The following is a 7,375-nucleotide window of genomic DNA, read 5'->3' on the forward strand; positions in this document are numbered from 1 at the left end:
AGAACGAGGGGATAAAGAGGGCCATATTAAACGATATTCTTCCCAAAGAAGCCCCGAAGATCCTGAGCTACTCCCTTCTTGCGGTGAAGCATGTGATGGTCGAGGGGAGGTTCAGCTTCCAAGAGGAGGAGGGATCCATAAAGGAGAGGTGGCTTAGGGAGGCGGACTCGGTCTACAACTTTGTGAAGACAGGGATGGAGCAGGGATGGCTGGAGGAGAGCGATAAGGGAGCAGATAAGGACGAGCTTTACCAGCTGTACGTGAAGTTCGCAGATCTGGAGGATCTGGATAAGGCTGGGAAGAAGACCTTCACCAAGAGGATGGAGGAGATGGGATATCCTGTCAGGAAGTCGGGATCCAGGAGGTACTACGCTGGGATAGGGATAGCCAGGGACAAGCTACCCAACGACTACTCTGAGTTCAGGAGAGGTATCGAATAAATAAAATATTATCGAGAGGGCAGGATGGACGGAATTTTTCAACTTACTTTCAACTCATTTACATTAGACTTTTAAGGTGTTCTTTGGGAATATTAGTTATGGAAGATGTTGGCTATTCTTCCCTTGATATGAGTGGTGTACTTGAGGATATCGAAAACGGCAAGATAAGGCTACCTAATTTTCAGCGGGACTTTAGATGGGAGAGAAGCAATATAACCGAGCTGATAATCTCTCTTTTAAATGGATACCCGATAGGCGTTCTGCTCTTTTGGGATGTAAGGGGAGTGGGGAAAGAGAATAGATTAGCAAGCAGACTATTTGAAGGCGTGGATAAAGACAAAGAAGAGTTAAGCAGTGAAGAGTATCTCGTCTTAGATGGACAACAGAGGTTAACTTCCCTGTATCAGCTGTTCTACAAGGAGTTTGTTAAAACCAAAGGTAATAGAGAGATCAAATTCTTCTTGGACCTCAATGAAATCCAAAATAAAAAGATAGATGATTGTGTAAAATCTTATAGTAAAAAAGATATACAAAGGAAAAGACTGGATCAACCGGAGGAGCAGATGAAAAATCACCTGCTGCCCCTCAACATTATCTTAAGTGATAAGCTACATGATTGGATAAGAGGCTATATGAAATACTGGCCCAGTAAGGAGGGTTCGGGGAATGCTGACGAAGCCACCAAAATGGCATCATTCAACAAAGAATTCTTAAGTAAAGGTAAACCAATTCATAACTTGAAAAACTATAAACTCCATGTAATTAAGTTAGAATACAGGGATTTAGATGCCGTAGCAACTATCTTTGAAAAGCTGAACACCACAGGGTTACCCCTCAACATATTCGAGATATTAACTGCTAAATTCTATGGCACTATGAACTTGAGGAACAAGTGGGAAAAGACAAAGAAGGATTATGACTCGATAAAATCGTTCACAAAGGATGAAAAGGATAACTCGCTTGCTATCCTGATCCTCAAGGCTATACTGCTCAAGAAATCCATTGAGGAAAACGACAAATCATTGGAGTGCAAGAGGAAAAACCTCCTGAATAATCTGACATCAGAGGATATTGAAAAATATTGGGATAAGTGTGCCGAATTCTTGCACAGAAGCCTGAATATGCTTAAGGGAAATTATGGCTGTCCATCGCTGAGGTATCTGCCCTATTCCACCATTCTCGTTCCCTTCTCATTAGCAATGGACTTTATTGAGAATAAACTGCCACCGGAGAGAAGGAAAGCTGCATATAGAAAGCTCGAAAGGTGGTACTGGGCCAGCGTGTTCTCTGAAAGATATGATTCTGGAACGGATACAAAATCCAAGACGGATATAAATGAGATAATAGAGTGGATTAATGACGACAGGAAGATACCTGAGGCAATCAGGGAGTTTGATATCAGATTCATAGACCTAGAAGAAGTAACTCGCGGTGCAAGATTCACCGGAATTCTTAATATAATAATCAAGAGGGGGGCAAAGGACTTCCTTACCGGAAAATCAATAGGTGTGCTGATCTCAGACAAACCAAGAGAGGTAAATGTACACCATCTATTCCCGAAAAAATGGGTTAAGGAGGAAAATAAGAAGTTGAGGGACTCCATTTTAAACAAAACTCTCTTGGGAAGTGAAACCAATAGGAAAATAGGGGATGGCATGCCTTCCACATACATAAGGGATATTATGGAATATAACAGGGAAATAATCGAAGACTTGAAGGGACATCTAATACCACCAGATGAGTTTATGAGGGATGATTTCGATGGATTCATCAAGAAGCGGAAGGAGCTCATTATAAGGGAAATAGAAAGGTTAGTCGAGCCTGTTAAAGGGTTCACATGATGGGAATCAATACATGACAGGAGCTTGGATATCAAGAGCTGCATCTAGTCTATCCTCTTATGGCTATATCGATAAGAATGCTCGATATCTACTGTCGATATCGATAATCAATATTTACTTTAATTTTTATGCAAGTTTAGAAGTAAAGGAATAGATGGCTATACTACGAAGGGCAGGATGGACAGGATTGGACAACTTGCCCTTGTCCATCCCGTCCTCAGTGTAATATTCTATTTGTAAGGAATTATTTCTCCTCCAGCTCCTCTCCTCTTTTTGTTCACTGTTAAAGGATTTGATTCCGCCCCGAACCGCCTCCTTTTTCATAAAAGGGGAGATATGGGCAAAGCTCAGGATACGGGAGGAGAAGCTCCCTCACCTACAATTTAACGAAATATTTCCGGAAGGACAGGATGGACCACATTTTTCCGCCTTTATTATACCCCATTATGCCTCTTTATATAACTATATATTAAATTGGGGAGCTAATAAGTCGGAAAAAAGTTGTCCAAGCCGTCCTCCCAGAAATATTATACTAAAATAAAAGGAAAAGAAGAGTGCTCGCTCCGCTCGCAGGAGCCTTAAGCCTGATCCTCCTGCTTCCTTTACCTAAATGATGCCGGATAATCAGGTGGAAAAAGAGGAGAACGTGCTTTTCTACATATAAAATCCATAAATAAAATATTTCATGGAGGACGGGATTGTGGACGGGATTGAGATCACGAACCCGGCGATCCCGTCCTTCCGATAATATTCCATTTATTCAGATTTTGGGGCAGGATGTAGCATTTATGATCAATATCGATGATCGAGATCGAGCATCAATATCAACAGGAAATATCGATAATAAATGCCTACTCTCGATATCTCCTATCAAATATTAACTTAGCGTTACTCCAGAAACTTTACTTATACGTATGAATATTTACATCATAAATATAGTAATTTGTCCAAAAAAGGATAGAAAGTTCTCCCAGAAGCCTTTCACTCCTACGGAACCTGATATGCGACTTCAGTCCCGTAGAGCTTAACCCTGACCTCGGATGGCTTCTTCTCCACGTAGAGGTCACATGTTATCGTCAGAGTCCTCTCCTCCCCAGGGTTCAGGAAGATATCTGGTGGAAAGACTATAGCCTTCTTATCGCCGACGTATACCTCGAAATTATGGAGGAAAGATATCGGATACGCTTCCGTGTTTCTAACGGTTATCGTGACATTGTCCAGGAAGTAGCCAACAGGAGGGGCGTTCCGTAATCCAGGGATATAGTTGGGCCTCAGCCCGACACTCTCCACCCTAACCTCTGGTCTCAGGGGCTCAGCTGTGTATGAAGAATTCCCGATTCCTGGAATCGAGACCGTAAATACGTGTCTCTTATCAAGGTATATGACCCACGGGATCGACAGCTCGACCTTCTCCCTGCTCCCCGGCATTATGGCTACCTTTGACGGCTTGAAGACAAGAGGATTGCCGTCCGCACTGAGAACTGAGGAACTGAGGTAAAGCGGCACGTCCCCCGAATTCTCCACCTCTATTAAGATCTTATTTATCACGGGCTCCGGTATACTTTTAACGCCGCTGAGGTTGGGATAAAGCTCCGTCCCTATCGACACGTTCAGTACCCTGGCACTCCCGCTCAGCCCCTTCACATTGACCTCCCTCCTGAACACCTCCTTTTCCTCGATGAAGGCCTTAACCACATAGCTCCTCGACCCGACTATATTCTCCCAAGGCTTGCCGATAGCCAGGTAAGCGGTCTCCTCCGGAAGCTTTGCCTCATACGAGTTTATCATGTCCCCTTCCGGCGTCATGAGGTAGAACTTGACGGGGTACTTGTCGGTCTTGAAGAGGATCCTTATGGCAGGGTAATGGAGCCCCAGTACCTCTGGGGGCTTGGACTCGACATCGGTCACTTCAACGGACTTGACCGTGAGAGAGGGCTTGGTCGCTGTGTATAGAACCAGAACAGCCAGAAGAATGACGACAACCGCACCTATTCCGGCAGCTACCTTCACCAAGCTCATAAGAAAGTGTTTACAGGTTTCCTTAATAATATTTTTTCTTGATGTTTTGGCATCGTGCCTAGGTATCTGGAGCGGGATGTAGCATTTATGATCAATATCGATGCTCGATATCAACAGTAAATATCGACAATCGATATCCACCTACTTTATCACAAATAACTTTTTATCTATCTGCTAAGGACAGTGCTGTATGAGGAGGGGCCTTGTCGCACTCGGGGTACTCTTGGTGATCCTAGGAATCCTCATCCCAGAGATCCCTATATCGGGAGGCTACTCCATACGCGAGATAGATAACCTCTGTAAATCGGCCTTTGGAGTTCTGGGAAGACTTCTTTCTCCAGCAGCCCAAAGGGAATGTGGCAAAGCTGCGGCAGTAGTGCTCTTTTCCGAGATCTTAATAATAATAGGCGTTGTGGCAGTTGTTGTAGGCTTGCTTAAGGGAGCAAAGAGCTCCCCTAAGGAGGAGATTAGTTCAGCCCAGACTGCTACAGTAGGGAGATATTGCAAGTTCTGCGGGGCATATATAGGAGATGCTAAGTTTTGTCCTAAGTGCGGAAGAGCTCAAGAGTAGAAGAAATCTACCTATTTTATGGCGGGAGTACCTCACTCGGTGTGCATCACACCAGCAACCGAGAAGGCGAAGTGCACCTGCCCACCTAGGAATATTCCATTTATTCAAATCTAGGGCCAACTGCGAGAGATCTCTACTATCGATATTGACGCTCGATATCAATTATCGATATCGATAGAGAATATCGATAGTCGACATAAGACTCTCGATACTATCAAACATTAAACTAGGTGTCGCTCGGCGGATGGACACCACAAAATTATGGTGATACCTTGGCTCCGATCGGTCTCTATAAATATAGATCTCTGTCTCCCTCCCCGCCTAGGACACCATAATATTATGGTGCTATCTCCACAAGACACCACATTTCAATTTAAATAATGGGAGATCACCACAATTGTGGTGCACTATCCTGTTGTGGTGTATTGTGGTGCACTCCTGAGGAAAGGTTTATCACCTTTCAATGGATGGATCCCCGTGGAGAGGAGGAAGTGGGAGAAAGCCCTGATCGTAATCCTCACGATCTTCCTCGTTTTCGACTTCATAACGAGGTATAGGGATTACATGGAGCTCAAGGAAAAAGAGGAGGAGGAAAAGGTAAATCCTTTCTCTTTTTTCCTTTTTTACGGATAGTAGGGAGGACTGCATTCAGCTGGAAGGAGGCCCACTAAAACTGAGACTTGGCCGGATGAAGCGTACTTCTGGCAATCGGGATCCTCAGGGTAATAATGGCAGTAGATTGTCATGTTATCCATGATGGAGCACCAAGCCTTCAGCACTTTTTTGTAGCTCTGCTCAAGCTTGTAAAGCTTTGAGGAAAGCTCGTTATACGCTTTGTTCAGCCTGTCCCAGTCAGTCCAGCTTATCCCTGAGCTCTGGGACTTGTACACATTTAGCTCGCTTTCCAGCTGCTGTTTTTCCTGTTGAAGGCTCTGGATCTGTTGCTGCAACTGCTGAATTTGCTGGGAATATGTGTTTGCCTGATTCTCCGCATTTTCTGCCCTTTTGGCCATATCCTCATATTTTGCATTCAGATCTTTGTATCTCTGAAGTAAATTATCATATTGCCCTTTCAGCCAGCTGTACTGCCCGTTTAAGTGTAGAACATAGACGGAAAGGCCCAGAACGGCAACAAGGAGCAAAACTATGATAATCCTTTCCATAACAAATTTCAAAAAGTGTTAAAGAAAAACTTTTCGGATAGTTTTCCCATAACTTTGTGGAATGTACGCTTCTCAGTACAACGAGGATGAGTTCAGAAGATGGATCATGGAAAAATACAGCAGTACATATTATGCGAATGTTGTGAGCCGTTTTTTCTCTCGTTACTCAGTTTTGACAAAGGAGAATGTGGATCTCTTTCTTTTAAGGGCAGATGTTGGTGAGAGGACAAAGAAGAACTTAAGATGTGCCTTTAACGCTTACAGGAAATTTTTGATAGAGAAAGGCTTGTTGCAGCCTGAAATCAAACAAAGGGATAGGGAAATAGAGAGTATGGTGGAGGAAATTGGGAGAAGGATGCTCGGTTTATATGCTTTACACACGGTGAAGCAGACAAAGGAGCATGCAAGGAGATGGCTCTACTTCCTGAAATCAATCGGGAAATCCCCCCAAGAGGCTGACAGGAGGGATGCCGAGCTCTTTTTGTCAAAGATAAAGGAGGAAAGAGGGGCAAAGAGGAGCACTATTGCCAGCTATGTCGGGAATTTAAGGAGGTTCTGTGCGATGTTCAACCTGCCAAATCCCTTTTTAGGCATAAAGGTGAAGAGGGAAAGACCTCTTCCCCGCTTTCTGGAAAAAGAGGACATAGAGAAGGTGAAAAAGGCAGCAAGGGAGATGGGAGAAAGGGAATATGCTTTGATCTGCGTTCTTTACTCATCTGGCATAAGGATAGGGGAGGCTGCGAATTTAACATGGGGAGATGTCGATTTAAGGGGAAGGAAGCTTCTTATCAATGTGGGAAAGACAGGAGAAGGAAGAATTGCGTTCATCAATGAAGAAGCAGCTCTGGCTTTAGGAAGATGGAAGCTGAAGACAAGATGGGGAAACAAAGGAGATAGAGTATTTTTAGTGAAGAATCCATACAGACTGACCTATTTAGTGAGGAAAATCGGGGAAAAGGCTGGGGTAAAGGTCACTCCGCACATGTTAAGGCACAGCTTGGGCACATATCTGGTGAGGGAGGGAGTTGAGTTAAGGGCCGTGCAGGAGATTCTGGGGCACAAATACATAGGGAATACGCAGATCTACACCAGAATAACGCAGGAGGACGTGGAAAGAATGTACAGGAAGGTGATGGATCAGGCAAAAAGCTAAAAGAAGGGAGGAAAATAATGTTCACAGGGTTTTTCTATCTTGATTTATTCGTCATGAGACGTGTGATTTTGAGTATGAAACAGGGGTTTTTATAGGAGACATGGTCAACTGTATCCCCAGTGAGATTATGGGAAGGAAGTCGATGAAAATCAGGGAGGATCTCTGGAAAAGGCTGTACAAGATAAAGG

The 7,375-nt window shown here is 43.9% G+C and carries 7 protein-coding genes; 5 read left to right on the top strand and 2 right to left on the bottom strand.

From position 1 onward, the window contains the following. The coding region (locus tag D6D85_RS16130; RefSeq protein ID WP_161969692.1) for a hypothetical protein at positions 1–440 on the top strand (440 nt) is incomplete at its 5' end. Positions 441–538: 98 nt separating this feature from the next. After that, complete coding sequence (locus D6D85_RS04815; protein ID WP_125670940.1) at positions 539–2,281, top strand: GmrSD restriction endonuclease domain-containing protein; 1,743 nt, start codon at positions 539–541, stop codon at positions 2,279–2,281. Between the two features lie 987 nt (positions 2,282–3,268). On the opposite strand, the gene D6D85_RS04820 is transcribed toward D6D85_RS04815, so the two are convergent. After that, on the bottom strand, positions 3,269–4,300 hold the full coding sequence (locus D6D85_RS04820; protein WP_125670941.1) for a hypothetical protein: 1,032 nt from the start codon (positions 4,298–4,300) through the stop codon (positions 3,269–3,271). Positions 4,301–4,490: 190 nt separating this feature from the next. On the opposite strand from D6D85_RS04820, the gene D6D85_RS04825 reads away from it, so the two are divergent. After that, positions 4,491–4,871, top strand: coding sequence for a zinc ribbon domain-containing protein (locus D6D85_RS04825; protein ID WP_125670942.1), 381 nt, complete (start codon positions 4,491–4,493; stop codon positions 4,869–4,871). A gap of 402 nt (positions 4,872–5,273) precedes the next feature. After that, positions 5,274–5,504: a hypothetical protein gene (locus D6D85_RS04830; protein ID WP_125670943.1), complete on the top strand. Its 231-nt coding sequence runs from the start codon at positions 5,274–5,276 to the stop codon at positions 5,502–5,504. Here D6D85_RS04830 and D6D85_RS04835 read toward each other — a convergent pair. Further along, positions 5,495–6,034, bottom strand: coding sequence for a hypothetical protein (locus D6D85_RS04835; RefSeq protein WP_125670944.1), 540 nt, complete (start codon positions 6,032–6,034; stop codon positions 5,495–5,497). The two genes, D6D85_RS04830 and D6D85_RS04835, sit on opposite strands and share 10 nt — an antisense overlap. 61 nt (positions 6,035–6,095) lie before the next feature. Between D6D85_RS04835 and D6D85_RS04840 the strand changes: the two genes are divergently transcribed. Beyond that, entirely contained in the window at positions 6,096–7,187 is a 1,092-nt protein-coding gene (locus D6D85_RS04840; protein WP_125670945.1) for a tyrosine-type recombinase/integrase, read from the top strand. Positions 7,188–7,375: the final 188 nt, after the last annotated feature.

Source organism: Candidatus Methanodesulfokora washburnensis, from assembly GCF_003947435.1.
Taxonomy (GTDB): domain Archaea; phylum Korarchaeota; class Korarchaeia; order Korarchaeales; family Korarchaeaceae; genus Methanodesulfokora; species Methanodesulfokora washburnensis.